23 protein-coding genes are annotated in these 25,812 nt (G+C 71.7%); 8 read left to right on the top strand and 15 right to left on the bottom strand.

The genetic code is table 11. The annotated features are described in order from the left end of the window. Positions 1-74 precede the first annotated feature (74 nt). Together Q0P88_RS00345 and Q0P88_RS00340 are read left to right on the top strand one after the other, a co-directional pair. Positions 75-1,508 (top strand): aldehyde dehydrogenase family protein, encoded by a 1,434-nt coding sequence (locus tag Q0P88_RS00345; RefSeq protein ID WP_295010294.1) that lies wholly within the window; start codon positions 75-77, stop codon positions 1,506-1,508. Between the two features lie 3 nt (positions 1,509-1,511). Beyond that, positions 1,512-2,999: a GMC family oxidoreductase gene (locus Q0P88_RS00340; RefSeq protein ID WP_295010293.1), complete on the top strand. Its 1,488-nt coding sequence runs from the start codon at positions 1,512-1,514 to the stop codon at positions 2,997-2,999. Positions 3,000-3,009: 10 nt separating this feature from the next. Here Q0P88_RS00340 and Q0P88_RS00335 read toward each other — a convergent pair whose 3' ends face one another. Then, positions 3,010-3,705, bottom strand: coding sequence for a winged helix-turn-helix transcriptional regulator (locus Q0P88_RS00335; RefSeq protein ID WP_295010292.1), 696 nt, complete (start codon positions 3,703-3,705; stop codon positions 3,010-3,012). A gap of 108 nt (positions 3,706-3,813) precedes the next feature. On the opposite strand from Q0P88_RS00335, the gene Q0P88_RS00330 reads away from it, so the two are divergent. Further along, entirely contained in the window at positions 3,814-5,286 is a 1,473-nt protein-coding gene (locus Q0P88_RS00330) for a DHA2 family efflux MFS transporter permease subunit (protein ID WP_295010291.1), read from the top strand. 63 nt (positions 5,287-5,349) lie between these two features. Here Q0P88_RS00330 and Q0P88_RS00325 read toward each other — a convergent pair whose 3' ends face one another. The 3 genes from Q0P88_RS00325 to Q0P88_RS00315 are packed head-to-tail and all read right to left on the bottom strand — an operon-like array spanning position 5,350 to position 9,397. Further along, on the bottom strand, positions 5,350-6,522 hold the full coding sequence (locus tag Q0P88_RS00325) for an acyl-CoA dehydrogenase family protein (RefSeq protein WP_295010290.1): 1,173 nt from the start codon (positions 6,520-6,522) through the stop codon (positions 5,350-5,352). Beyond that, positions 6,522-7,832, bottom strand: coding sequence for a beta-ketoacyl-[acyl-carrier-protein] synthase family protein (locus Q0P88_RS00320; protein WP_295010289.1), 1,311 nt, complete (start codon positions 7,830-7,832; stop codon positions 6,522-6,524). The genes Q0P88_RS00325 and Q0P88_RS00320 overlap by 1 nt, the downstream gene beginning before the upstream one ends. Next, on the bottom strand, positions 7,829-9,397 hold the full coding sequence (locus tag Q0P88_RS00315; RefSeq protein ID WP_295010288.1) for a class I adenylate-forming enzyme family protein: 1,569 nt from the start codon (positions 9,395-9,397) through the stop codon (positions 7,829-7,831). The genes Q0P88_RS00320 and Q0P88_RS00315 overlap by 4 nt, the downstream gene beginning before the upstream one ends. Positions 9,398-9,500: 103 nt before the next feature. On the opposite strand from Q0P88_RS00315, the gene Q0P88_RS00310 reads away from it, so the two are divergent. Then, on the top strand, positions 9,501-9,833 hold the full coding sequence (locus Q0P88_RS00310; RefSeq protein WP_295010287.1) for a PadR family transcriptional regulator: 333 nt from the start codon (positions 9,501-9,503) through the stop codon (positions 9,831-9,833). Continuing rightward, positions 9,830-10,525, top strand: a complete 696-nt coding sequence (locus Q0P88_RS00305; protein ID WP_295010286.1) for a hypothetical protein — start codon at positions 9,830-9,832, stop codon at positions 10,523-10,525. The genes Q0P88_RS00310 and Q0P88_RS00305 overlap by 4 nt, the downstream gene beginning before the upstream one ends. 8 nt (positions 10,526-10,533) lie before the next feature. Here Q0P88_RS00305 and Q0P88_RS00300 read toward each other — a convergent pair whose 3' ends face one another. From Q0P88_RS00300 to Q0P88_RS00290, 3 genes are all read right to left on the bottom strand, one after another. Further along, positions 10,534-12,183: an amidohydrolase gene (locus Q0P88_RS00300; RefSeq protein ID WP_295010285.1), complete on the bottom strand. Its 1,650-nt coding sequence runs from the start codon at positions 12,181-12,183 to the stop codon at positions 10,534-10,536. A 1-nt stretch (position 12,184) separates the two neighbouring features. Further along, on the bottom strand, positions 12,185-13,039 hold the full coding sequence (locus tag Q0P88_RS00295) for a molybdenum cofactor biosynthesis F family protein (RefSeq protein ID WP_295010284.1): 855 nt from the start codon (positions 13,037-13,039) through the stop codon (positions 12,185-12,187). Between the two features lie 64 nt (positions 13,040-13,103). Beyond that, a complete protein-coding gene (locus Q0P88_RS00290) occupies positions 13,104-14,546 on the bottom strand; it encodes an APC family permease (protein WP_295010283.1) in 1,443 nt (480 codons plus the stop codon). A 235-nt stretch (positions 14,547-14,781) separates the two neighbouring features. On the opposite strand from Q0P88_RS00290, the gene Q0P88_RS00285 reads away from it, so the two are divergent. The 3 genes from Q0P88_RS00285 to Q0P88_RS00275 all read left to right on the top strand — a co-directional run bounded on the left by Q0P88_RS00285 (position 14,782) and on the right by Q0P88_RS00275 (position 17,841). Then, complete coding sequence (locus Q0P88_RS00285; RefSeq protein ID WP_295010282.1) at positions 14,782-15,528, top strand: SDR family NAD(P)-dependent oxidoreductase; 747 nt, start codon at positions 14,782-14,784, stop codon at positions 15,526-15,528. A gap of 37 nt (positions 15,529-15,565) precedes the next feature. Beyond that, positions 15,566-16,372: an SDR family NAD(P)-dependent oxidoreductase gene (locus tag Q0P88_RS00280; RefSeq protein ID WP_295010281.1), complete on the top strand. Its 807-nt coding sequence runs from the start codon at positions 15,566-15,568 to the stop codon at positions 16,370-16,372. A 74-nt stretch (positions 16,373-16,446) separates the two neighbouring features. Next, positions 16,447-17,841 carry a threonine/serine exporter ThrE family protein gene (locus tag Q0P88_RS00275; RefSeq protein WP_295010280.1) on the top strand — a complete coding sequence of 465 codons (1,395 nt, stop codon included), beginning with the start codon at positions 16,447-16,449 and terminating at the stop codon, positions 17,839-17,841. 4 nt (positions 17,842-17,845) lie between these two features. Here the strand turns inward: Q0P88_RS00275 and Q0P88_RS00270 are convergent, their stop codons facing one another. The 8 genes from Q0P88_RS00270 to Q0P88_RS00235 form a co-directional block, all read right to left on the bottom strand. Beyond that, positions 17,846-18,682: an oxidoreductase gene (locus tag Q0P88_RS00270; protein WP_295010279.1), complete on the bottom strand. Its 837-nt coding sequence runs from the start codon at positions 18,680-18,682 to the stop codon at positions 17,846-17,848. A 28-nt stretch (positions 18,683-18,710) separates the two neighbouring features. Continuing rightward, entirely contained in the window at positions 18,711-19,403 is a 693-nt protein-coding gene (locus tag Q0P88_RS00265; protein ID WP_295010278.1) for an ABC transporter ATP-binding protein, read from the bottom strand. Beyond that, entirely contained in the window at positions 19,400-21,202 is a 1,803-nt protein-coding gene (locus Q0P88_RS00260) for an ATP-binding cassette domain-containing protein (RefSeq protein WP_295010277.1), read from the bottom strand. Before Q0P88_RS00260 ends, Q0P88_RS00265 begins: the two co-directional genes overlap by 4 nt. Next, complete coding sequence (locus tag Q0P88_RS00255; protein ID WP_295010276.1) at positions 21,189-22,049, bottom strand: branched-chain amino acid ABC transporter permease; 861 nt, start codon at positions 22,047-22,049, stop codon at positions 21,189-21,191. The genes Q0P88_RS00260 and Q0P88_RS00255 overlap by 14 nt, the downstream gene beginning before the upstream one ends. 72 nt (positions 22,050-22,121) lie before the next feature. Then, positions 22,122-23,288 carry an ABC transporter substrate-binding protein gene (locus Q0P88_RS00250; RefSeq protein WP_295010275.1) on the bottom strand — a complete coding sequence of 389 codons (1,167 nt, stop codon included), beginning with the start codon at positions 23,286-23,288 and terminating at the stop codon, positions 22,122-22,124. Between the two features lie 89 nt (positions 23,289-23,377). After that, on the bottom strand, positions 23,378-23,767 hold the full coding sequence (locus tag Q0P88_RS00245) for a nuclear transport factor 2 family protein (RefSeq protein WP_295010274.1): 390 nt from the start codon (positions 23,765-23,767) through the stop codon (positions 23,378-23,380). A 16-nt stretch (positions 23,768-23,783) separates the two neighbouring features. Then, complete coding sequence (locus Q0P88_RS00240) at positions 23,784-24,584, bottom strand: MoaF C-terminal domain-containing protein (protein ID WP_295010273.1); 801 nt, start codon at positions 24,582-24,584, stop codon at positions 23,784-23,786. Positions 24,585-24,766: 182 nt separating this feature from the next. Then, the gene (locus Q0P88_RS00235) at positions 24,767-25,723 is read right to left on the bottom strand and encodes a helix-turn-helix domain-containing protein (RefSeq protein ID WP_295010272.1); all 957 of its coding nucleotides are present in this window, start codon (positions 25,721-25,723) and stop codon (positions 24,767-24,769) included. Between the last annotated feature and the right edge of the window lie 89 nt (positions 25,724-25,812).

Raw genomic sequence — 25,812 nt, 5'->3', positions numbered from 1 at the left:
CGACAAGTGGGGGCGCCGGTCGCGGATCGACAATGGAAGACGCATCGTCGACAGAACGCTCGAAGGAGAGAACGATGACCGATTCGTCTGCAGTGTCCGCACTGCTCGACCGCATCCAGCCGCCGGAGGGCGAGGGGCGGGAGATCCCCGACGCCGCCACGCGCGAGACGATCGGCCGGGCCCCCGTGCAGACGGTCGCCGACCTCGACGACGCGATCGCCCGCGCCAAGGCCGCGCAGCCCGGCTGGGAGGCGCTCGGTCACGAACGACGCAGCGAGCTGCTGCTCGCCGCCGCCGATGCGATCGACGCGAACGCCGAGGCCCTCGCGCACCTCCTCTCCCGGGAGCAGGGCAAGCCGCTCAACGGGCCGAACGCCCGGTTCGAGCTCGGCGCGTGCTCCGCCTGGCTGCGGACGAACGCCACGACCGTCCTGGAGCCGCAGGTGCTCGTCGACGACGAGAACCTGCATGCCGAGCTCGTCTACAAGGCGGCGGGCGTGGTCGGGGCGATCGGGCCGTGGAACTGGCCCCTCATGATCACGATCTGGCAGATCGGTCCTGCGCTGCGGATGGGCGACACGGTCGTCGTCAAGCCGAGCGAGTACACCCCGCTCAGCGTGCTCGCGATGCTCTCGGTCATGAACGAGGTGCTCCCGCCCGACGTGCTCATCGGGGTCTCGGGGGATCGGGAGATCGGCGCGCGTCTCAGCGCGCATCCCGACATCGCCAAGGTCATGTTCACGGGATCCACCGCGACGGGGCGCAAGATCGTCGAGGCGTCCGCGGGCAACCTCGCGCGCCTCACCCTGGAGATGGGCGGGAACGACGCGGGTATCGTCCTGCCGGGCACGGACCCGGCCGCGATCGCGGAGGACCTGTTCTGGGGCGCGTTCATCAACACCGGCCAGACCTGTGCCGCGATGAAGCGCCTCTATGTGCACGACTCCGTCTACGACGAGGTCGTGGATGCGCTCGCCGGGATCGCCGCAAGCGTTCCGATGGGCAACGGCCTGGACGAGGCCAACGTGCTGGGGCCGCTGCAGAACAAGCCGCAGTTCGACATCGTCTCCCGGCTCGTCGAGGACGCGAAGGCGCGGGGTGCGCGCATCGTGACCGGCGGCGAGGCGGCACCGGAGCTGGGCGAGCTGTTCTACCGTCCGACGATCGTCGCCGACATCCCCAACGACGCCGCGCTCGTGCAGGAGGAGCAGTTCGGTCCCGCCCTGCCGATCATCCGCTACACCGACGTCGACGAGGCGTTCGCGCAGGCCAACGCCGTGGACGTGGGCCTCGGCGCCTCGGTCTGGTCGAGCGACCCGGAGGCGGCGAGGGACGCGGCGACCCGGATGCAGTCGGGCACCGTGTGGATCAACTCGCACGGCGGCCTGCATCCCATGGTGCCGTTCGGCGGCGTGAAGAGCTCGGGCTACGGTCTGGAGTTCGGCGTCGAGGGACTCAAGTCCGTCTCGGTGACGCAGGTCGTCTCCGGGCCGGGACGGAAGGGCTGAGTCATGGCGCGATCCGCGATCGTCGTGGGAGCGGGCACCGCGGGCAGCATCGTCACCCGCCGGCTGGTCGACGCCGGCTGGGAGGTGACCCTCGTGGAGGCCGGCGGATACGACACGAATCCGGCGATCCACGACCCCGCCCGCGCAGGCGAGCTCTGGCACTCCGCCGAGGACTGGGACTACGCCACCGTGCCGCAGGAGCATGCGGCAGGACGCCGGCTGCATCTGCCGCGCGGCAAGGTGACGGGCGGATCGCATGCGCTCAACGCGATGATCTGGGTGCGCTGCGCGGCGAGCGACTTCGACGGGTGGGAACGCGACGGCGCCACGGGATGGGGCTGGTCCGCCGTGGAGCCCGTGTACGAGCGGATCGAGAACGACCTGCTGCCCGTGACCGACGACTACCCGCTCGTCCCGATCCAGCAGTCGATCCTCGACGCCGCGGTCGAGGAGGGGCTCACCCGCAATCCGGACTACAACGGGGGCGTGCTCGACGGCGTCTCGCAGGAGCAGGTCACGATGCGCGACGGTCGTCGCGTCAACACGTGGATGGCCTACGTGCGCCCCGTCGAGGACGCGCCGAATCTGCGCGTCCTCACCGGAGCCGAGGTGCACTCGGTGATCGTCGAGGACGGGCACGCGGTCGGGGTGCGGCTCGGGGACGGATCCGAGCTGCGCGCCGACGAGGTCGTCCTCGCGGCCGGCGCGCTCGGCAGCCCCGCGATCCTCCTGCGCAGCGGCATCGGCCCGAAGGCGGACCTGGAGCGGCTCGGGATCGACGTGGTCGCGGACGCCCCCGAGGTCGGAGCGAACCTGCACGACCACCTGCTCTCCCCGGTGATCTTCACGACGGACGAGCCCGTCGGTCCCCCGCAGCCGGGGGTCTCGGTCACGCAGACGCACCTGTTCTGGCGCTCCAGAGACGATCTCGCGGAGCCCGACACGCAGCCGATCCACTTCTCCGTGCCGATGTGGGGCGAGCTGGAGCCCCGCCCCGGCGCACACGGAGAGGGGGACGGCTTCTCGCTCATGGCGGGGCTCGTCACCCCCTACAGCCGCGGCACCGTGCGGATCTCCGGCCCCGACACGACCGATCCGCTGCTCGTCGACCTCGGCGCGCTCTCGGACGACCGCGACGTCGCCGCGCTCGCCGCGTCGGTGCGCCAGGCCCGCCGGATCGGTGCCCGCCCCGCGCTCGCTCAGACGTGGGGCGCGACGGAGGCGTATCCGGGTCAGGACGTCGCGGACGAGGATGTCGAGGACTGGGTGCGGCGTACCGCGATCACGTACCACCACCAGGTCGGCACGTGCCGCATGGGCTCCGACGCGACGGCGGTCGTCGACCCCCGTCTGCGGGTGAACGGCGTGCCGGGCCTTCGGGTGATCGACGCCTCGGTCATGCCGACGATCACGACGGGCAACACCAACGCGCCGGCCGCCGTGATCGGCGAGCTCGGGGCGCAGTTTCTGCTCGAGGACGCCGAGGCCTGAGGCTGCGAGGTCACCCTTCGGGTGGAGCCGCCTCGCCGGCGAGCGCCAGGCTCGCGCTGTAGGGAACGCGCATCGTGGCGGCGAACCGCGCGAACAGCTCCGGATCGCCGTCGACCTCGACCGCACCCGACGAGAGCGCCTCGTCGGCGCTCAGCGTTCCCGCGAGCAGGTCGCGGATGCCGGGTCCCGCTGAGATCCTCACGTCCGCCCGCTCGGCGGGGCCGGGGTCGGCGGTGATCCGACCGCCGCGCATCACGACGTGCGCGTCGATGTCGCCGATCCGGACGTCGTAGATCGTGTCCCAACTGTCGGGGACGAAGCCGTCCCCTGCCGCGACCCGGAGTGCGGCGGTGATCGACGAGGGGGTGACGATCTCGCCCTCGCGCGGTTCGCGCATGCCCGCCGCGCCCCAGCGCGAGAGCGCATCGAGAGCGGGCGCGAGCTCGCGCCCGCGGGGCGTGAGCCGGTAGACCATCGCCCGCTCCGATCCTGCGGGGGTCGATCGCTCGACGACCCCCGCGTCCTCCAGCTCCTTGAGGCGCGAGGCGAGCGTGTTGGTGGGGATTCCCGGCAGGCCCGCGACGAGGTCCGAGTACCGCCGCGCGCCCACGGACAGGTCGCGGAGGATGAGCAGCGTCCAGCGCTGTCCGACGATCTCGGCAGCGCGCGCGAGACCGCAGAACTGGCCGTAGTGCTGATTCGTCATGGATCTCAGAATAGCACTTGACTTCATTATTTGCAGTGTGCTTTATTTTTTGAAGTTACTCGATCGTCGCGCATGACGGGATCGGGCTCGCCTCAGAAGGAGAAGGACATGACCGTCACCACCGTTCCGGCCGACGTGGACACGTCGACCCCCGCCCGGACCGCGGCCCGAGATCGCACGGTCCTGCGGCTGCTGCTGGCCGCCGTCTTCGTCGTCTTCCTCAACGAGACGATGATGGCCGTGGCGCTCCCGCGGATCCAGGAGTCGCTGCACGTCGACGCGACGCAAGGACAATGGCTCACGACCGCGTTCGCGCTGACGATGGCCGTGGTCATCCCCACGACCGGCTGGCTCATGCAGCGGCTGCGCACCCGGACGGTCTTCACGCTGGCGATGGCGGCCTTCGTCCTCGGCACCGTCGTCGCCGCCTGTTCCCCGGTCTTCGAGATGCTCGTCGCGGGGCGCGTCATCCAGGCGACGGGCACGGCGGTGATGATGCCGCTGATGATGACGACCGTGATGACGATCGTCCCCCCGGAGGAGCGCGGACGTGTCATGGGCCGGGTGTCGATCGTCATGTCGGTGGCGCCCGCCGTCGGCCCGATCGTCTCCGGCGCGCTCATCCAGATCCTGCCGTGGCAGGGGCTCTTCTGGGTGATGACGCCCATCGCGATGGCGATGCTGGGGATCGGGGCGCTCCGGGTGCCGAACGTGTCGGAGACCCGGCGCGTCCCCCTCGACACGCTGTCCGTGGTCCTCGCGGCTCTCTCCTTCTCGGCCCTCGTGTTCGGGCTGAGCCAGATCGGCGCCGCCGAGATCGGGCAGGCCGCTCTGTCGCCGTGGATCCCGGGTGCGGTGGGCGTCGTCGGCCTCGGCCTGTTCGTCTGGCGTCAGCTCGTCCTCCAGCGCACGGACGCGGCGCTGCTCGACCTGCGCACGTTCTTGTCGCGTGACTTCGCGATCGCGGTGGCCATGATGACGGCGGGCATGGTCGTCCTCTTCGGCACGTTCATCGTGCTTCCCCAGTTCGCCCGCTACACGCTCGGGCTGGACCCGGTGTGGGTGGGGGCGATCCTGCTCCCGGGAGGGTTGCTCATGGGCCTCGCCGGCCCGACCGTGGGCCGTCTGTACGACCGCTTCGGTCCGCGTCCCCTGGTCGTGCCTGGGGCTATCGGGCTCGCCGGATCACTGTGGACGCTGGCACTGGGACTGGGCGAGCACTCCTCGTGGATCGTGCTGCTCGGCGCGCACATCGCCCTGATGCTGTCCCTCGCCTTCCTGTTCACGCCCGCGTTCAGCTCCTCGCTCGGCTCGCTCGCCCCGCATCTCTACTCTCACGGGAGCGCGACGATCGCGACGCTGCAGCAGGTCGCCGGAGCGGCGGGGACGGCGATCTTCGTCGCTCTCTACGCGACGGGCGTCGCGGCGACGGGAACGGCGGACCCCGAACTCCCCACCGCAGCTGCGGCAGCTCAGGGTTCGCATCTCGCCTTCCTGGCCGGGGCCGTGCTGTCGCTCGGTGTGGTCGTGCTCGCCCTCTGCGTGCGCACCTCCCGACCGGCCGAGGCGCCGGGGCTCTGATCGGCGCTCTCGTCCCGCAGGCGGGGAGGCGCGGTGCCGAGAGGGCGCCGCGCCTCCCCGCGGTCAGTCGTCGAGCAGCGCGGCGGCGTACATCGGTCGCGCGGCGTCGGCGCTCGGCGGGTGGAACAGGCCCGCGGTCGCGTCCCGGAAGAGCCTGCTGGCTTCGCTGCCGTCGTCGAAGCCCGCGCCGCCCGTGCACAGGAGCGCGGTCTCGGCGGTTCGGCGCGCCGCGGTGGAGGCGTTCAGGCGCGCGCTCACGAGCAGGAGCGGCCAGTCCGATCCGTGGTCGACCCGCTCGTCGAAATCGCGGCAGTACGCCTCCAACTGTGCGGGGACGGCGAGGAATTCGGCGTAGGCGTCGGCGAGCCGGACGCGCGACTCCGGCACCTCCGCGAGGGACGAGCCCGCCTTCGCGGAACGCCGGCGCCGCAGACCTTCCGCGCCGAGCATCAACGCGCGCCGGGCGACGCCGGCGTAGACGGATCCGATCAGCAACTGGAAGTTGCTCGTGATCGCGAAGGTGAGCAGATCCGGGACGCGTCCGACGGGGATGCGGCGGACGATGCGCTGCGGATCCAGTCGCACGTCGTCGAGGATCGTCGCGCGGCTCTGCGATGCCCGCATGCCCATCACGTCCCACTGGTCGGAGACGGCGATCCCCGGTGCGTCGCGGGTCAGGAAGCCGTAGACGAGGGTCGGGTGCTCTGGGTCGGAGTCGTCCCGCCCGTGCGTGATGAGGCGCGTCCACACGGGGGAGAGGGATGTGAAGATCTTCACGCCCTTCAGCGTGTAGCCGCCGTCCTCGTTCGGGGTCGCCACGGTCCGCGAGTCCTGCATGACCCAGTCGTTCGAGGGCTCGCTGATACCGAAGGCGAAGATCTCCCCGGCCATCGCCTCGGCGAAGACCGCGTCGAGCGCGTGGTCCCCGCGGTCGGTCATCGCCTTCGCGACGCCCGTGCACATCAGATGCATGTTGATCGCGAGCGCGGTGGCGGGCGCCGCCGACGCCAGACGCTGCTGCAGGTGCGAGACCTCGTCGAGCGAGAGGCCGGGACCGCCGTGCCGTTCCGGCACGAACAGCAGGGGGTAGCCGCGCTCGACGAGCTCGGCGAAATCCTCGTCGAAGAAGCGGTTCTCCCGGTCGTACACGGCCGCGCGCGTGCGGAAACGGGCGAGCAGCTCGTCGGGCAGGTAGCGCTCGGCGAGCTCGGCATGCCGGGTGAGTCGGTCGGTCATCATGCCTCCGTGAGGTCGGGGTGTTCCAGGATCAGGGCGGCGTTGTGGCCGCCGAAGCCGAAGGAGGTCGACAGGATCCGGCGGACGGATCCGGTCGTGCGGGGAGTGGTCACGATGTCCCAGTCGGGGAACTCCGGGTCGTCGAGATTGATCGTGGGCGGGATCACCCCGGTCTGCAGCGTGCGGATCGCGAGGACCGCCTCGACGGCGCCCGACGCGCCGAGCAGATGCCCGGTGCTCGACTTCGTCGCGGTGAGCGGGATCGACCGGGCGAGGGCCCCGAAGACCCGTTCGAGGGCGGCGAGCTCGGCGGCATCCCCCGCCGGCGTTCCGGTCCCGTGGGCGTTGACATGGTCTATGCCGTCGTCGGCATACGGGTCGATCCCCGCGTCCGCGAGCGCGTCCGCCACCGCCTCCGCCGCTCCCTGGCCGTCCGGGCGCGGGGCCGTCGGATGATGCGCGTCGCTCGACGCGCCGGACCCCGCGAGCACCGCGAGAGGCGTGGCGCCGCGGGCGCGGGTCGAATCCTCCGCCTCCAGCACGAGTGCGGCGGCCCCCTGCGCCATGGCGAAGCCCCTGCGCGCGCGGTCGAAGGGGCGGCTGGCCCGCGTGGGGTCGTCGTCGTCACCGCGCGCGAGGGCGCGCAGATTCGCGTTGGAGGACAGGTTGACCGGATTCAGGCAGTCCTCCATGCCGACGACGATCGCGGCGTCCGCGTACCCGTGGCGGATCCTCCGGAGCGCGTCTCCGAGCGCGACCGCGGCGGATGCGCAGGTCGCGGTCACGCCGTGCGCGGCGCCCCGTGCGCCGTAGCGCTGGCTGAGCAGGGCGGCGGCCGCATCCGGGGCCCCGTGCACGACGAGCGAGAGCGGCACGGCCCGGGGTCCGCGGTCGTCGAGGGCGCGGGTCGCCGCCTGCATCTGGTCGACGGGGCCGGAGCCCGTGCCGGCGAGGACCACCGTGCGCCGCGCGTCCCACGGCAGAGGCCGGCCGCCGCGGACCCGGTCCGGATCCGCGGCGGCCTGCGCGAGCGCCTGATCGGCCGCGGCGATCGACCAGAGCTGCACGGGACTCAGGCGTCTCGCGAGCGGTGGGTCGACCAGGCCGGTCGCGTCGAATCCGACGACGGGTGCGCCGATGCGCACCGGCAGCCCCGCGAAACCGGGTGCGTCGAGCCGGGTGATCGCGCTGCGGCCCGCGACGACCGCATCCCACAGCGCCTCCACGTCGAGTCCGCTGGGGGTCACTGCGCCGAGACCCGTGACGACGACCCGCCGCGGCGAACCCGAGCGCGACGTGCGCGCGCTCACAGCCGCTCCGCCTCTCCGCGAGCGACGAGCAGGGCGGCCTCGCCGCGCCGGATCTTCCCTCCGGCGGTGCGCGGCAGAGCGTCGACGCGGTACCAGCGTCGCGGGACGAACTGCGGCGCGAGTCGCTCCCGTGCCCAGGCCTGCAGCGCGGCCTTGCCGGGAGGGTGGTCGTCGTCCGCGGCGGTCGCCGGGGCTTCGACGACGAGCGCGACGAGCGTTCCGAGGCGCGGATCCGGCACGGCGACGGCGCAGGCGGCCGCGATCCCCGGCAGGGCCTCGAAGGCGCGCTCGATCTCGGGCAGCGACACCTTGTGCCCGCCCGTCGCGACGACCTCGCCGGCGCGCCCCGCGAGCTGCAGGCGCCCGTCCCGGTACCGGGCGAGGTCGTGCACGGTCGCCCAGCCGTCGGCATCGCGGAGGGCGGCGTCGGTCGTCGCCGCGAGATAGCCGTCGGAGCTGGCCGCCGCGCGGATCCACAGCGTCCCGAGCTCTCCCTCGGGCAGGCGTGCGCCGGACTCGTCGCGGACCTCGGCCTCGATCCCGTCGTACACGTCGAGCACGGTGCCGTCGCCGTCGCGACTGTCACCGATGAAGCCGATCTCCGCCGCGCCGTAGTAGCTGATGAGGCGCACGTCGAGGAGCACCTCGGCGAGTCCGGAGCGAAGCGCGGGGGACAGGTGCGCACCGCCGGTCACGACGAGCTCCAGCCCGGCGAGCGCGGCCGGATCCCGTCGTGCGGCGTCGGTGAGCGCGGAGACCACGGCGGGGACCGCGACCACGCGCGAGATCCCTTCGTCGGCGATCCGGGTCGCGATCCGGGCGGGATCGAACCGGTCCGCGAGATGCACGCCTCCGCCGGTCGCGAGGCATTCGATCACCGCGTAGAGGGTGAGGCTGTACGAGACCGGCCCCGGCGCGAGGGTCTGCACGCCGGGGCGCGGCCCGAGGTGCGCGGCGGAGACGGCCACGTTCTCCCGGTACTGCCTCCGTGTCTTGAGGAACGCCTTGGGGTCGCTCGTGGTGCCGGAGGAGAACAGCAGCAGGAACGGCTCTTCCGCGTCGCGCACGGTCGGGGGATCGGCCGGCGCACCGGCGCCGTGATCCCCGGCTCCGGCGTCCCGGCGGGCGGCGGCCTCTCGATCGCGCAGCTCGGCGAGCGAGAGGAGCGTTCCGGTCCACCCGCGACGGGAGAGGGCGTCCGCGAGATCCGGCGAATCGGCGACGACGAGCCCGATCCCGGCCCGTTCGATCACGCCGACGCGGTGGCTGAGCGGCCAGTTGGGATCGATCGTCGCCGAGACCGCCCGGTAGCCGGCCAGTCCCGCGACGACCCTCGCGGCATGGAACGCGCTCGCGGTGCTGACCGCGGTGATCGGGATGCCCCGCGTCTCGGGTGCCGGGGCCGGCGGGCGGGGCTGCGCGCGATGCGCGGCGTCGACGACGGCGAAGAGGCGCCGCGAGTCCTCGACGAGCTCGGCGTAGGTGAGGGATCCGTCCTCGCCGGCGATCGCCGGACGATCCGGATGGATCCGCGCGGTCTCGAGCACGGATCTCGTGATCGGCATTCCGCATCCTCTCGCGGCACAGGAGCGCGTGCCGGATCAAGTCTAGAACGCGAGCGCGACGGGCGGGTTGTCGAATCTTGCGTTGCACGATAGCTTGTGTGACATGACACCGGACGTCGGGGCGCAGATGCGCAAGGGCGTCGTCGAGTACTGCGTGCTGGGCCTGCTCGCACGGGGACCGATGTACGGCTGGGAGCTGGCGGAACGCCTCTCCTCCGAGGGACTCATCGCGAGCATCGGCACGCTCTATCCGCTGCTCTCGCGCCTGCGGCAGAGCGGCTGGGTGCGCACGTTCGAGCAGCCGTCCGCGACGGGTCCGGTGCGCCGCTACTACGAACTGACGACGGAGGGGGCCGCGCAGCTGGAGGGATTCCGGCGATCCTGGGCGCCGTTCGCCCGCAGCGTCGTGGCACTGACCGCAGAGGGGACATCATGATCGATCGGGACGCGCAGCAGCTGCGTGAGGACTATCTGGCCCGGCTCGACAGCGCGATCGCGGATCTGCCGTGGCGCGTCGCGAACGACCTGCGCACGGGGATCGCGGAGGAGCTCGACGGACTCGATGCGGCCGGGCTGCACCAGCGGATCGCGCAGCTCGGCGATCCCGTGCAGGTCGCCGCCGCGGCCAGGGACGAGGAGGAGGCGAACCCGTCGCCGATCATCGTCGTCGCCCCGGCCACACCCGCCGCGCCGTCGCCGAAGCCGCCGATGGTCGACACCAAGGGGTTCGCGATCGCCGGGGCGCTCGTGCTCGGGGCGGGCTCCTTCCTGGTGCCGTTCGGCGGCTGGGTGATCGGGGTGGGTCTCGTGACGTCGAGCCGGTTCTGGCGGCGGTGGGAGAAGACGGTCGCGATCCTCCTCCCGCTCGCGGTCGCCGTGCTGCTGTTCTTCGTCTCGCTCGCAGGAACGCTCCTGCAGGCCCCGTCGGACGGTGCGGGGGCGAACCCGCTCGGTCAGCAGGGGAACGGCGGGTTCTTCGCTCCCGGTGCAGGGGCGAACCCGCTCCTCCCATCCGGATTGGACCTCTGGCACTCCTCGATCCTGATCGCGGTCCTGGCCGTGCCGGTGGGCGCCCTCTGGCTGCTCTGGCGTCTGCGCGGACGCGTCCGTCCGTTCGAGCGTCGCTGACCGCGCCGTCACTCCGCGGAGTACACCTCGCGTCCGGCGAACCAGGTCGAGAGCACGCGGGCGTCGATGATCCCCTCCGCCGGGCCGCCGATCGCGTCGCGGTCGAGCACCACGAAGTCGGCGGACTTGCCGACCTCGATCGATCCGGTCTCCCCGTCGAGCCCCATCGCACGGGCGGCGTTGCGGGTGAAGACCTGCAGCGCCTCCTCGGCGGTGATCGCCTGCTCCGGCCACAGCGTGCCCGGCGCCCTGTGCAGCGGGTCGGCCCGGGTGACCAGGCCCTGGATCCCCTCCAGCGGGTTGGGCGACTCGCTCACCGGCCAGTCGGATCCGCCCGCGACGAGCGCGCCGGCGTCGATGAGGGCGCGATTGGGCTGCGAGTGCTCCGCGCGCTCGCCGAGTACTTCGGCGAGCATCTGCGGGATGATGCCGGGGAACCAGATGAACGGCGAGATGTCGGCCGTGACGTCGAGCTCGGCGAGGCGCGGGATGTCGCTGTCCGCGAGGAACTGCCCGTGCGCGATCTGCACCGCGGTGGTGAACCCTTCCGCCCGCAGCCTCTCGACCGCGTCCAGCACGAGCCGCGCCGATCCGTCTCCGGTGCAGTGCACCTTCGCGCCGAGTCCGCGCTCGGCCACGCGACGCAGCCACCCGTGCAGTTCGTCGAGGTCCATCGTCGTCTCGCCGTGGAAGTGCGCGCCGTGGACTACGTCGGGGACGTAGGGCTCCAGGAAGGAGGCCGTCCGCGCCGGCGGCACGCCATCCAGGAAGATCTTGACGAAGTCGGGCCGATGATGCGCGGTGCGGAACTCCTCGCCGCGATCGATCAGGGCGGATCCGACGGGGTCGAACCCGAAGATCTCGTCGTTCACGAGCAGGGAGGAGACGACCCAGGCGTTCAGCGCGTGGTCGGCGTCGAGGCCCGACAGCGCCTCCAGGATGTCGAGGGAAACCCCGGCGTCCTGGAACGCGGTGATCCCGTACGAGTTCGCCAGGCCCACGCCGTGCGCGGAGGCCTGCCGGTGCTGCGCGGCGGTCAGCCCGCCCGCCCGGTCGTACGCCTCCTGCACGGGGATCCCCGCGGCCTCCAGCAGCACCCCCGTCGGCGTTCCGTCGTCGGGATCGAGCACGGTGACGCCGCCGGCGGGGATCGCGTCGGCCCGGATTCCGGCGAGCTCGAGCGCCCGCGAGTTCGCCCAGCGGTTGTGCCGCGAGTCCTCCGCGATCACCACGGGCCTGCCCCCGGCGGCATCGTCGAGGCGCTGCCGCGCGGCGGTGTTCGCGAGGGTCGGCAGCAGCGTGCTGGCCACGACGCCGCCGATGATCCACGCGTCCTCCGGCAGGGATCGGGCCTTCTCGGCGACCCTGTCCAGGATCTCGTCCAGCGTCAGCGACGGCGGCAGGGTCAGCTCGAAAAGGGCGGTGCGCCCCGCCAGCGCGTGGTGGTTGTGCACGTCGACGAACCCGGGGTACACGGCGCCCCCGCCGACGTCGAGCACCCGGGTGCGCGGACCGCGGAGCACCTCGACCTCGCCCGCGGATCCGACCGCGACGATGCGGCCGTCCCGCACCGCGAACGCGGTCGCCGAGGCCGCGGCGTCGGCCGCGACCGTGCGGATCGTCGCGGCCGTGACGATGAGATCGGCGGGCGAGGTCATCTCAGGCCTTCGCCTGCGGGGCGGAGCCCCAGTCGGCCGGCTCGAGCGCGGGGGTGTGCCGGGTGACGGAGAGCAGCGTGCCCCAGGCGCCGAACGTGAAGTGGGTCGGGACCTCGCCGGTCTCGTCCAGCCCGAACAGCACGCCGTGCGAGCGGATCCGGTTCACGTCGCGGTGATCCGCGATGGTCACGGAGGCGCACGGGATGACCTTCTCCCGCCAGGCGAAGACGTAGATCCCCGGGCGGACCTCCCACACGCTGTTCTCGTCGGTGTCGGCGAGGCCGCGCTCCGGTCCCGCGAGGCACTGCCAGCTGTACCAGCGCTCGGAGAGGTAGACGTGCTCGTAGGCGTGCTCGGGGCTGTAGACCCACTCGACGCGGCGTCCGATGAGCGCGGTCGTGGGGTGCGGCTCCGCACCGCTCGCCTCCGTGCCGTCGATCGTCGCGGTGCCGAAGTGGTGCACCACCCGCGTGGATCCGGGCTCGAGGGTCGGGAGGATCTCGCTGATGATCGAGAGCACGCGGCCCGCGCGCAGGTCGATGACCAGCGAGACGGCCTCGTTCGGCAGGTAGCGGTGGTGGAACTGCACGTAGAACAGCTCGTCGTCGACCTCGAACGCCTCGTACGCGTCGGTGTCGCTCGCCGGGGCGGTCGGATCGCCCTCGCCGGGCGAGTAGGTCCAGGTGACCTCGTCCTCGGCGAACGTGTGCGCGATGCGGGTGCCGTTCGGCGCGGTCAGGTCGATCTGCCGGCCGGCGAGCGCGGAGGTCCGCGGGGCGCGGTTGGCGTCGAAACCGGGCGCCAGCCCGTCCAGCGGCAGCCAGGTCGACGTGTCGGCGGGGTTCATGGTGGTCATGATGCTCCTTCGGGGGGATCTCTTCGCGGTGCTCGGGGATCGGGTGGTTTCGGGGAACGGACGGTCAGCGGTCGCTGATGCGCTCCAGGTCGGCGGACAGGCCTTCGTACACGGCCGGCCTGTTCCTTCTCAGGTACGCCGCATAGACGATGCCGCCCACGAGGGCCAGGACCAGCAGCAGGGGCAGCAGGTTGATCCAGAGCTCCTCGGATCCCGCGACGATGTTGAAGTTGAAGATCGCCAGGATCGAGATGGACGCGATGCCGAGGAAGCCGATCCCTGGCGCGATGAACGTGCTCCACCAGCGGGTGTCGCGCTGCCGGCGGAAGTACACGACGATCGACAGCGCGGCGAGACCCTGCAGGATCAGCACGCTCAGGGTGCCGAATCCGAGCATCGCCGGCACGACCTGGACGATCGGATCGGCGCCCGCCACGAAGAAGATCAGCGCGACGATCGCGGCGAAGCCGGCCTGCACGATCCCGGCGACGGCGGGAGCTCCGCTCGCCCGGGTGCGGGCGAGGACCCGGGGGAGGATCCGTGCGCGACCGAGCGCGTACAGATAGCGGCTCGCGGAGTTGTGGAAGGCGAGCATCGCGGCGAAGAGGCTCACGAGCAGCAGGATCATCATGACCGTGGTGAGCGGGCTCCCGAGGTAGCGCTGGGCCAGCGTGAAGATGAGATCGCCCGTGGGCAGGTGCTTCACCGCGACGGCCTGCGCGTCGGGCACGCCGATCGCGCTGACGACCGCCCAGGTGGTGACGCCGAGGATCACGCCGATCGCGATGATCGCGGTGTAGGTCGCGCGCGGGATCGTGCGCAGCGGCTGCTTCGCCTCCTCGCTGAACAGCGCCGTCGCCTCGAAGCCGAGGAACCCGGTCGCGGCGAGCAGCATGCCGATCGGCAGCGATCCGGAGAACACCCACTCCGGGCTGAACGCCGCGAACGAGAAGCCCTTCTGCACGAGGACCGACACGTCGAACACGACGAGCATGAGCGTCTCGAGCACGAGGCACACCCCCAGCACCTTGGAGGAGAAGTCGACGCCGATCCGCGCGAGCACGAAGCACACCGCGATCGAGAGCAGACCCCACAGGATCCAGCTCATGTCGAAGCCGGTGAGCTCCTTGATGATCGACTGCATGAAGAAGCCGCTCGTGCCGATCGTGCCGACGACGAAGAAGTTGTAGCCGAGGGTGGCGATGAGTCCCGCGATGAGGCCGCCGGTGCGTCCGAGTCCCTTGACGACGAAGGCGTAGAACCCGCCCGCGTTGACGAGCTGCTTGGACATCTGCGCGTAGCCGACCGCGAAGAGCAGCAGGATGGCGGCGACGAGGAAGAACGACATGGGCGCGCCGCCGCCGTTGCCGAGGGCGATCGCGAGAGAGGCCACGACGACGATGCCGGTGAGCGGCGCCACGGCGGCCAGCACGAGGAAGACGATCCCCGCGACGCCCAGCGCGCCGGGGCGCAGCGTCGTGTGGGAATGCTCGGGGGTGGTTGTCACGTCGGCTCCTTCGCTCGGGTGACGGCGCGTCCCGATGATTCGGGCGAGGGGCGCGCACGCAATGCGGACGTCTGCCACTCTGCCCGTTGGCGGCAGGGCGAGGCTTGCCCGTCAGCGAAGGACGATGGTGCGAGCGCGCACACCCCGTCTGCCTGGTCTCGTCGCGTGCGGACCCCCGGAGCAGGATGGCGAGGGCGGGGCGGTGCGCCCCCGTCCGTGATCGGAGGGAGCGGCGATGGAGCTGCAGCTGCAGGGCAGGACCGCCCTCGTCACCGGCGCCGCCGGCGGGATCGGCCGTGCCGTGGCGCAGGCGCTCGCCGCGGAGGGCGTCCGCGTGGCGGTGCTGGACCGCTCGGTGCAGGCTCTTGCGGAGACGGCCGCCCTGTGCCCTGGCGCCGTGGCGGTGCCCGCCGACGTGACCGACGAAGCGGCGGTGCGCGCCGCCGTCGACGAGGCGGTCGCGGCGCTCGGCGGCCTGCACACCGTCGTCTGCTGCGCGGGCGTCTCGGGACCCGTCGGATCCGGGATCGAGCAGACCTCGCTCGCGGACTGGCAGCGGGTGTTCGCCGTGAACGTCACGGGCGCCTTCCTGGTCCTGCGCGCCGCGCTGCCCGCTCTGCGCCGCGCGCGGGACGCCTCGGTCGTGCTGCTCGCGAGCGATTCGGCGTTCGTCGCCTCGCCGGGGATGGCGCCGTACTGCGCCTCGAAGGCCGCGCTCGTCCAGTTCGGCCGTGCGCTCAGCGTCGACCTCGCGGACCACGACGTCCGCGTCGTGACCGTCTCGCCGTCGATCGTCGACACGCCCATGAGCCGGGGAGACCTCGGGGACGAGGCGTTCGCCGCTCCCGCGTTCCCCGTGCAGAGCGCCGCCGAGGTCGCCGCGCACGTGGTGTACCTCGCCTCACCCGTCGCCCGGGCGGTGAACGGAGCGGGGATCCTCAGCGACTTCGGCTTCGGCGCGCGCTCCGGGTTCCCCGCCTGAGCTCCCTTCCCTCTCGACCATCCCCACAGGAGGAACCATGACCACTGCAGGATCGACAGGACGCGTCGTCGTCATCACCGGAGGGGGGACCGGCATCGGGGCCGCGATCGCCGCCCGCTACGCGGCAGAGGGCGCCCACGTCGTCGTCGTGGGTCGCCGCGAGGAGCCGCTGCGGGAGGTGGAGCGCGCGGTCGGCGCGCATCCCGTCGTCGCCGACGCCGCCTCGACCGAGGATGCGAAGCGGGCGGTCGCCGAGGTGCTCTCGCGGTTCGGCCGGATCGACGTGCTCGTCGCGAACGCCGGCGGCCACGGATTCGCGCCCGTGGGCGAGACCGACGACGCCGGATGGGAGGCCGCGATCCGCGCGAACCTGACCACCGCGTTCGTGATGGCGCGGGAGTCGCTGCCCGCCCTCATCGAGTCGAAAGGGCAGATCGTCGTGATCTCCTCCCTGGCGGGCCTGTTCGCCGGTCCGTCGGTCGCCGGATACACGGTCGGCAAGCACGCCCTGATCGGGCTCACACGCACGCTCGCCCGCGACTACGGCAAGCACGGCGTGCGCGTGAACGCGGTGTGCCCCGGGTGGGTGCAGACGCCCATGGCCGACGAGGAGATGGACGAGTTCGCCGCGCACGCGGAGCTGGGCTCGCGCGAGGAGGCCTACGCGACGGTCACCGCCGACGTGCCCCTGCACCGGCCGGCGCAGCCAAGCGAGATCGCCTCCGTCGTGCGGTTCCTCGGGTCGTCCGAGTCGTCGTACATGACCGGATCCGTGCTCGTCGTCGACGGCGGCGCGCACATCGTCGACCTCCCGACGACCGCGTTCGAGCACGCGGGGATGTAGGGCGCGACACCTGGGGGGCCGTGCGACACGCCCAGGATCGTGTCGCACGGGCCTTCCGCGCGAGACTGGAGGGCATGGCCGCGAACCCCTCAGGGCGACTGCTCGCCTCCGTCCGTCGCATCCTGCACACCGATCCGTCCGCGGTCGCGCACACCGAGATGATGCCCGTGATCGACGAGCGCACGATTCCCCGCGTGCTCGACCTGTCGACGAGGATCGGCGAGTCGATGTTCGCGATCGGCGCCTCGGCGCACGAGGTGACGCTGTCGATCCTGCGCGTCTGCGAGGCCTACGGTCTGCGCGGCGTGCAGGTCGACGTGACCTACAACTCGATCCACGTGTCCTTCCACCTCAGCGGCGAGGCGTGGCCGGAGACGCTCGTGCGGGTCGTACAGGTCGCGGCGCCCGATCACGCGAAGCTGCAGCGCGTGCAGGCGCTGGTCAACGACATCGCCGCGGGGCTGGAGCTCGATGCGGCACGGACGGCATTCCGCACGATCCGTCGCGTGCCGTTCCGCTATCAGCAGCCGGTCGTGGTCGTCGCCCGCGCCGTGCTGGCCGTCGGCGTGAGCATCTTGCTGGGGGCGTCGCCGACCATCGTCGGGCTCACCTTCGTCGCGGCCCTCTGCGCGGCGGTCACGCAGGCGGGCCTCGCGCGGCTGCGGGTGCCGCTGTTCTTCAGCCAGATCGCGGGCGGGTTCGTCACCACGGTCGTGGCGGTCGCCGTCTCCGCCCTGGGGTCGGCCGGGATCGCGCCCTTCGTCGGCATCCGCCCGTCGATCATCGTCGCCTCGGGGATCGTGCTGATGCTCGCGGGACTGACGGTGGTCGGGGCCGCGCAGGACGCGATCGACGGGTTCGCGCTCACCGCGGGCGGTCGGATCCTGGACCTCACCGTGCAGACGCTGGGCGTCGTGATCGGGATCCTCGTGGGACTCGAGCTGGGCGGGCTGTTCGGCTTCACGATCGACCTGCCCGACGCTCCCGGAGCGCTCGGGCCCTTCGGCGCGCAGCTCGCGGGCGCAGTGATCATCGCCGTCTCCGTCGCGGTCTTCAACGGCGCGGGGATCGCGATCGTCCTGGTGAGCGCCCTGCTCAGCGCCATCACGATCAGCGTCTCCGCCGTGGCGACCGCGCTGGGGCTGCACCCGGCGGCGGCCGGAGCCGTGGCCGCGCTCGTCGCGAGCCTCGTCGGCGTGCTCATCGCCTACAACCTGCACGTGCCGTCGGTCGCCGTCACGACCGCCGCGATCGTGCCGCTCGTTCCCGGGGTCGCCGTGTTCCAGGGGCTGCTCGAGATGGTGCACGGCGGGGGCTCCGCGGGCGTCGCCGCCGGGGGATCGCTCGTCGACGCCGCCGTGATCGGCATCGGCCTGGCGTCGGGCGCCTCGCTGGGGCTCTACCTCGGCACGCCCGTGCGCGCCACGCTCGAAGGCGTCACCCGCACGCGCGCCCGCACGCGGCGCTGAGCGCTCAGACCCCGAAGGCGAGCCGGATGAGGCGGTCGAACGCTCGGTCCGGCAGGATCGCCTTCAGCCAGGTGGCGGGGATCGCGCCGAAGCCGACCCGGTAGCGCGTGCGCGGACGGCGGGACTGCGCGATCCGCACGATGGTGCGTCCCACGACACCGGGGCCGGACGCGGTGCGGTTCGCCGGGGCCGAACTGGCCGCCAGGGTGCGGGCCACCCCGTCCGCCAGGCGCGTGTAGGCGCCGGTCTCCGCCGACGTCGCGAGCAGCTGCTCGGCCGCGATCGCGCCCCATTCGGTCCGGATCGACCCCGGCTCGACGACGGCCACGTGGATGCCGAAGGGCCGCGCCTCGATCCGCAGCGCGTCGCTGAGCGCCTCGACCGCGTACTTGCTGGCGTGGTACCAGGCGCCGAGCGGCGTCACGAACCGGCCCCCCATCGAGCTCACGTTGATGATCGTGCCGGAGCGCTGCGCGCGCATGTGCGGCAGCACGAGCTGCGTGAGCCGGGCCAGGCCGAACACGTTCACGTCGAACTGGCGGCGCGCCTCCTCCAGATCCACGTCCTCGATCGCGCCGTAGGATCCGTAGCCCGCGTTGTTGACGAGCACGTCGATGCGTCCGGATTCCGCGACGACGTGTGCGACGGCCGCGGTGAGCGACTCCTCGTCGGTCACGTCGAGCGCGAGGGGCCGCACGCCGTGCCGCGCGAGCGGCTCGAGCCTGTCCTGTCGCCGTGCGGCGCCGTAGACGACGAACCCGGCATCCGCGAGTCGGACGGCGGCGTCGGCGCCGATCCCGGATGAGGCGCCGGTGACCAGCGCGATCCTCTTGTGCGTCATGGTGCCGAGCGTACCGGTGCGCGCCGCCTCAGCCACCAAGGTAGGCGCGGTGCAGCAGCTGCGGATCCGCCCGGAGATCGGTGGCCCTGCCCTGGAAGGAGACGTGGCCGCCGGCGACCACGACCGCCTCCTCCGCGATTCCCAGCGCGAGCTGGGTGAACTGCTCCACGAGAAGCACGCCCACGCCGGACTCCGCGATGGACTGCACGATCGGCACCAGGCGCATGAAGACCACGGGCGCGAGGCCCAGGGACATCTCGTCGATGAGCAGGATCCGAGGCTTCGCGGCGAAGGCGCGGGCGAGCACCACCATCTGCTGCTCGCCGCCCGAGAGCAGCGCCGTGGGGGAGTCGATGCGCTTCTCGAGCTCGGGGAACGCCGCGAGGGCCGCGTCCAGCTCCGCCGGGGTGCGCGCGGTGAGCGAGAGGTTCTCCCGCACGGTGAGCGAGGGGAACACCGCACGACCCTGCTCGATGTGCACGATCCCGTTCCGGGCGCGCGCCACCCGCGAGAGCCGGTCGATCCTCTCCCCGTCGAGCGTCAGAGATCCGGCGGAGTGCGCGGTGACCCCCGAGATCGACTCGATGAGGCTCGTCTTGCCCGCCCCGTTGGGGCCGACGAGGGCCAGCACCTCGCCGCCGCGCACCGTGAGCGAGACGTCGGAGATGACAGGGCCTGCGCCGCGGCTGACGGTGACGCCGTCCAGCACCAGTTCGCTCATGACAGCAGCTCCGTCTCTCCCATGTAGGCCTTGACGACGTCGGGATCGGCGAGCACCTCGTCCTGCGGGCCGGAGGCGAGGACCCTGCCGAAGTTGAGCACCGTGAGCATCGGGCACACGGAGCGCACGAGGTCGAGGTCGTGCTCGATGATGATGACCGCGGTCCCGTACCGGGCGGGGAGCTCGCGCAGCCGGGCCGCGAGGGCCAGGTGCTCGTCGTGCGAGAGGCCGGCGGCGGGCTCGTCGAGGATGAGCAGCCGCGGCTGGGACAGCACGGCGGCGGCGACCTCGACGAGCCGTCGCGTTCCCACGTCGACGCTCGACAGCCGGGCGCGGGCCGGAGGGCAGCCGAAGAACGCGAGCGTCTCCTCGATGTCCGCGAGTGCGAGCCGGCGCCGGGCCACGAACCGCACGTAGCCGCCGACCGTGAGCAGCGGGGGCACCCGGTCCTGCTGGAACGTGCGCCGCAGGCCGAGGCGCGCGCGCCTCGTGGGGGAGAGCCCCGCCAGATCCCTGCCGCCGAGCAGCACGCGCCCTCCGTGCTTGGGGAGGAAGCCGCTGATCGCGTCGACGAAGGTCGACTTGCCCGCACCGTTCGGGCCGATGAGGCCCATGATCGATGCGGCCGGCACGGTGAAGGAGACATCGTCGAGGGCCTTGAGCGCGCCGAACTGCACGGTCAGGCCCTCGACCGTGAGCACGGGCTCGCCGGTCAGGAGCTCCGGATCGAGCGCGGCGGTCGTCGAGGTGCGGATCTCCTCTGCGCCGGGCTCCGCGTCGGCGGGCAGAGCGGTCAGCGCCGCGCTCGCGGTCCGGCGGTCCTGCCGCTTCCAGATGAGCTGGCGGATCGTCTGGCCCAGGTTCGATCCGCTCGTCAGCGCCTGGACGCCGAGCACGCCGAAGATCACGAATCCCCAGTCCTGCGGGATCCCCCAGCGCTTGAGCAGCTCGGGGACGAGCACCCAGAGGATGCCGCCGAACACCGCCATGTCGATGAGGTGCGCGCCGCTCATGATCGCGAGCACGTACAGCGCGAGCGACTGCAGGGGGCTGAAGCTGGACGCGAAAGGCAGCTGCACCTGCCCGGCGAGCAGGCCGCCGGAGATGCCGCCGAGCGCCGCGGAGACGGCGAAGGCCGTCAGCTTCGCGGTCTGCACGCTCTGCCCCGCGGCGGCGGTGCCGCGTTCGGAGAAGGCGACCGACTTCCAGCTCGCCCCCCAGCGGCCGCGCTGCAGGAAGAACACGATCAGGCAGCACACCACGAGCACGACCACCGAGAGGAGGAAGAACTGCTTGTCGCTCGTGAACCCGGCGGGGCGATCCACCGAGATGCCCGTAGCGGATCCCGGGAACTGGATCTGCACGAGCGTGACGTCCGCGGCGGCGGCGAAGCCGAGCGTGACGACGGCGAGGTTGACCCCGCGCAGACGCAGCGCGGGCAGGCCGACGAGGATGCCGACGAGGCCGGCGGCGATGCCTCCGGCGACGAGCCACACGAGGAACCCGCCCGGGACGTGCCAGACGTTGAAGAGCGACACGATCCACGCGCCGATCGCGCCGAAGGTGAGCTGGCGCAGCGCGATCATGCCGGCGGATCCGGTCACGATCCCGAGGCCGAGGATCGCGATCGCGGCGGTGATCGCGCTGATGGCGAGGAAGACGAAGTATCCGGAGAGCGCGTTCGAGAGCACGAGGCCCACGAGCACGGCCACCACGCCGACCGCGAACGGCCAGACGGTGCGGAAGACCGGGTTCTGCGTGAGGGGGCGCTGTGCGACAGCGCGGTCAGCGTGCGGCATCCCACACCTCCTTGCGCTGCGTCCAGAGCAGCAGGATGACGATGAACAGGAACGGGAGGAAGTTGCGCACGAGCGCCACCTCGTCGATCTGCGCGACGAGGCCGCCGAGGACCCCGAGCGCCAGGCCGCCGATCACGGCGAGATCGAGGCGCTTGAAGCCGCCGAGCAGCGCGGCCGCCGCGGCGGGGATGATGAGCATCGCCAGGCTGGTCGCATCGTTGGACTGCGAGGGCGCGACGATCACGATCGCGATCGCGCTGATCACCCCCGTCACGAACCAGACCGCGATCGACAGCGGGCGGGAGCGGATCCCCAGCAGCTCGGCCGTCGTGGGCCGTTCCGAGAGCGCCCGCAGCTGCACGCCGACGCGGGTGCGGCTGAGCAGGAGCCTGACGAGAAGGGCCACGACGATCGCCAGCACCACGGTCGCGACCGTCACCTGGCTGATCACGACGCCGCCGACGGAGAACGCGGGGCCCGCGATGATCGGCGCGAACGGCTGGGGCTTGTTGCCGAAGAGGATGAAGGACAGCGAGATGAGCAGAAGGAGCGGTCCGACGGTCATGGCGGAGCGCGTCGTCGTGGAGGCCTCGGACAACCAGGTCGCGGCGATCCAGCCGATCGCGGCGGCGAGCAGGCCCGCGATCAGCACGCCGAGGAGCGATCCCAGCCAGACGGGCAGCCCCGCCTGGCGCACGAGCCAGACGGCGGTGAACGCCCCGAACATGCCCGTCGCGGCCTGGGCGAAGTTGACCACCCGCACGAGCCGTGACATCAGGGTGAGGCACACGCCCAGCACCGCGTAGAGGCCGCCGGCGGCGAGACCGGCGATGGCGCCCTGCAACATGGCGTCGTCCTTTCTTGTCGAGTCGGGCCGTCGGCGGGTGCCAGGAGGGGCCCCGCCGACGGCCGTCGGGAACTACTTCGTCGGGATGCGGAACCAGTCGTCCGCGACCTTCTCCCAGGCGTTCGTGCCGCTCTTCAGGGTGATCGGCCATCCGGCGGTCGGGATCGTCCCGAACTTGTACGGATCGCCGACCATCTTGTTCGACACCGGCTGCATGTCCTTGATCGCCGCCGACACCGACTCCCGGGTGACGTCGCCCTTGACCGACTTCAGCGCCTCGATGAAGTACGTCGCGGCCAGGAACCCGCCCTGGCTGAACGAGGTCAGCGGGATGTTGTTCTTGGTCATGAGGTCGCGCCAGTCCCTGTTGATGTCGTTGTCCTCCGTGAACGGGTAGAACTCGGCCGGCACGTAGATGCCCGCCCCGGCGTTGCTGACCGCCTTCGCGAAGTTCTCGCTGTAGACGCTCGTGAGGTACAGCCAGGTCACGTCGTTCCAGCCCTGGGCGTTGGCCGCCTTGACCTGGCCGATCGCGTCGGGCTCGACCGGGTTGATCGCGAGGGCCTTGCAGCCGGCCTGCTTCGCCTTGACGATGTACGGCGTGTAGTCGCTCGCGCCGTACGGCACGGTGTCGTCGACGTAGAGCGGCTTCTTGCCGGTCAGCTCGGTCCACTTGTCGATCGCGGCCTGGTAGGTCGGGCGGGTGGAGCCGGCGATCTCGAGCAGGACGCAGATGTTGTCGAGCTTGAGCTGCTCGGAGCCGTAGAGCAGCGTCAGCGTCATGTCGTTGTACGGTCCGACGTTCGCGGGGGAGATGTTCTTGCTGTCGAAGCAGCCCGTGTCGACGCCGATCCCGGGAATCGAGAGGATGCCCTCCTGCTCGTAGTACTTCTTGTTCAGGTCGCACTCGATGAGGCTGGCCGACCCCACCATCGCGACGGCGTTGTCGGATCCGACGATCTCGCGGGCGTTGGCGGTCGCGGTGGCGGGGTCGCCCTTGTCGTCGGTGACCTTGTACTCGATCTTGCGGCCGTTCAGCCCGCCGTCGGCGTTGAACTTGTCGAAGACGGCCTTCGCGGCCTGCGACGCCTCGGGGAAGGTCGCCGCCCCCGAGATCGTGTTGACGGATCCGACGACGATCGGGTCGGACGATCCCGATCCGCCGGATCCGGAGCAGCCGGCCAGGGCCAGCACGCCCGCGGCGAGCAGCGCTGCTGCGGCGGTGATGCGCTTGTTCATGTGATTTCCTGTCTCTCGGGGTGCGGGCGGGCCCGCAGGATGGTGCCGGTGGTGCAGGTCGGGAGGGGGTGCGGTCGGGGCGTCGCGGGTCAGTCCCGGATCGCTCTGCTGACCATCTCGGTGTCGGTGAACTGCTCGAAGGCGACGACCTCGCCGCCCTCGAGCCGCCAGACGTGGGCGACGCGGGCGGCGAAGAAGCGGCCCGTGCCCTTGTGCGTGCCGGAGTACGTGCCGATCCCGACCACGGTGTCGCCGCCGTCGACGACCTCGTCGACGGCGAGGGTGTAGTCGTCCCAATCGGCGGCGATCCGTGCGAACACGTTCTCGGCGACGGCCGCGGGGCCGACATAGGTGCCCGCGTAGGGGAAGCCGGCGGCCTCGGTCCAGCGCACGTCCGCGGCGAGCGGCGCGAGCATCCCCTCGATGTCGCCGCGGTCGCTCGCGGCGTAGTGCGCCCGGATGATGTCGGCGTTCGTCATGGCGGTGTCCTCCGGATCAGACGGGCTGGGCGTCGGGGTACGACACCGAGCCGAGGGGGTAGATGTGCCCGCCCGCGCGGGAGTGCTCCGAGGCGCCCTCGCCGTTGAGGCCGAGGAAGATGCCGGTGGTCCTGAGCTGGTAGCCGAGGTCGTGCAGCCAGACGCTCGCGACCGCGATGCGGAACTCCCGGAAGCAGAACAGGTAGAGGCCGTCGGCGAACTTCCAGACGGTCGAGAGGTCCATGTCGCCGTGGCCGCGCTGCACGCCCTCGAGGCACTGCCAGGCGTAGCGCTGGCTCGACACGTACACGTGCTCGTAGAGGTGGTGCGGGCTGTAGCGGTACACGTTGCGCTTGCCGATGAGATCCCTGCTCGGCCCGGGGACCTCTCCGGTCGCATCCCCGCCGTCGGTCGTCGCGGCCCAGAACTCCTGACCGACCTGCGGGGTGCCCTCCACCGCCTCCGCGGCGATGCGGGAGCGGATCACGGTCGCGCGGTGGGAGGAGGTCGAGAAGACGATCGTGAGCGCCTCGCGCTCGCGGCTCTCCAGCGGCAGGTTGACGAAGACGACGTCCTCGCGCACGGCGACCGCGTCGTACGGGTCCGTCCCCGAGGCGCCGAGGCCCGACCACTCGACCGACGAGGGTCCGAACCGGAGCGAGAGCGTCTCGCCGCCGTCCAGCGACAGGGTCAGATCCGTGCCGTCGAGCTCGACGTTCGGGAGCCGGTAGGTGTCGATCCCGGCCGCGAACTCGTCGTAGGTGCGCCATTCGTCGAGCGCGGGATCGGCGGCGGGGGTGGTCACAGCGTCGGGCACAGCGGGACTCCTTCGACCCAGGCCCCGCCGGGGTGCGGGGGTGTGAGCCAATGCTGTGCCGCGCCTGCCGCGACCCTCAACCGTCCTGGTTCGATCGCGCACCGAGAGTCAACCGGCGTGCCCGGACGGGCAAGTCCCCTGCGCGCCCGCCGCGGCGCACGATCGGCGCCCGGCGGAAGCGGTCAGTGCCCCGCGCGGTACTCGCTGGGCGAGACGCCGTAGGCGGTCTTGAAGGCGCGGCTGAAGTGCGCGGCGTCGACGAAGCCCCAGCGGGCGGCGATCGCGGCGACGGGACGGTCGGCGAGGATCGGATCCAGCAGGTCGCGCCGGCACTGCTCGAGGCGACGGGTGCGGATCCAGGTCGACACGGTCGTCCCCTGCTCCTGGAACAATCCGTGCAGGTGGCGCGTCGAGATGAAGTGCGCCGCGGCGATCGAGGCCGGCCCCAGATCGGTCGAAGCGAGGTGGCGGTCGATGTGACCGCGGATCCGCTGCACGAGCGCGCGATGCGGATCCGTCGACGCCTCGTCGAGCCCCAGCTCGCGGGTGAAGACCGTGGACACGAGGTCGAGGGCGCTGTGCGCGAGCCGCGCGCCCGTCGCTCCCGCGAGCTGGTCGAGGTTGGTCGCGAGCTGGCGCAGGTACGGCACGACCATGGAGCCGAGCCCCTCCTGGCCCGAGATCCGCACCGCTGTGAGCTGCCCGACCATCTCGGGCGGAAGGCTCAGCAGATGCTTCGGGAACATGACCACCATCGTGCGGAAGTCCTCGTCGAAGACGAGCGAGTACGGCCGGTCGGTGTCGTAGACGGCGAGGTCGCCGGGGGCGAGCACGGCCTCACGGTCGTCCTGGATGAGCAGCCCGGTGCCGGCCAGCATGAGGCTCACCTTGAAGTAGGAGCGATCGCCGCGGGCGATGAGCTCGGGCGTGCGCTCGACGACGTGCCGGCTTGCGCGCAGGTCGGTCACGTGGACCTCGTCGACCGCGGCCGCACGGATCAGACCGCGGAACGGTTCCGCCCCCTCTCCGCTGACCTGCAACGGGACGAAGGAGTCGGAGACCGCCGAACGGAACTCGCTGATGTTGCGCGTGACGACGGTCGACACGGACTCTGCGGGGGCGATGGGAGCACCGGGCACGGCTGATCACCTCGGGAAGGTCGGGGATCGACGACTTTGTATACGATCCGTTTCCGAATGTTATCACCGGCCCTGCGGAGCGGGCCGAT

The sequence above is a fragment of the uncultured Microbacterium sp. genome (genome assembly GCF_945952435.1).
GTDB lineage: Bacteria > Actinomycetota > Actinomycetes > Actinomycetales > Microbacteriaceae > Microbacterium.
This window is presented reverse-complemented; position numbering and strand designations above follow the sequence as displayed.